The following is a 791-nucleotide window of genomic DNA, read 5'->3' as shown; positions in this document are numbered from 1 at the left end:
CGGCGATGGCGGCAGGGGCGCGAGGCCCGCGCACTGGGCCGCGCTCGCCGCGCAGGGGCTGCTGGGCGCGCACCTCCCCGAGGAGTACGGAGGGGGCGGCGGCGGTCTTCTGGAGCAGGCCGTCATCCTGGAGGAGACGGCCCGTGCGGCGCTCCCCGGCCCGTATCTCCCGACCGTGCTGGCCTCCGCCGTACTGCACCGGGCCGGCCGCCCCGACCTCGCCGCGCCCCTCGCGGACGGACGCAGGACCGGTGCGGTGGCCCTGGGTGAAGCGGGCGATCCGGTACTCGGCGGCGCGGAGGCCGATCTGATCCTGCTCCGGCACCAGGGGCGCTGGGCCGCAGTGGACGCCGCTGAGCTCGATGTGCGCGCCCAGCAGAGCGTGGACCCGACCAGGCCGACCGCCGAGGTGCGGCTGCGGGCCGACGTCCCCGACGACCGGCTGCTGACCCTCGATCCCGCACTCGTCACCGACCTGGCGGCGGTCCTGTTCGCCGCCGACGCCTGCGGTACGGCGGCCTGGGCGCTGCACACCGCCACCGAACACGCCAAGGTCCGCGAGCAGTTCGGGCGGCCCATCGGCCAGTTCCAGGCCGTCAAGCACCTCTGCGCCGACATGCTCCTGAGGGTCGAGCAGGCCAGGGCGCTGACCTGGGACGCGGCGCGGGCCGCTGGAGAGGACGCGGGCCCGGCCGGGGCGGGCGACGACGCGGCAGGACAGGGCGGAGGCGCGGGGTCCGGCGGCGGTACGGCAGTCCCGGGCGAAGGCGCGGAATCCGGCGACGGTACGG

The 791-nt window shown here is 77.1% G+C and carries 1 protein-coding gene; it reads left to right on the top strand.

Features of this window, described 5'->3' with window-relative positions; genetic code table 11:
• Nucleotides 1–791: acyl-CoA dehydrogenase family protein (locus G3I19_RS36700; protein ID WP_164267970.1), on the top strand; the 791-nt coding region annotated here is incomplete at both ends.

It is taken from the genome of Streptomyces sp. SID10853 (assembly GCF_010548145.1).
In the GTDB taxonomy this organism is placed as follows: Bacteria; Actinomycetota; Actinomycetes; order Streptomycetales; family Streptomycetaceae; genus Streptomyces.
Note: the sequence above shows the minus strand (reverse complement) of the source record. Positions and strands in the feature narration are given on the sequence as shown.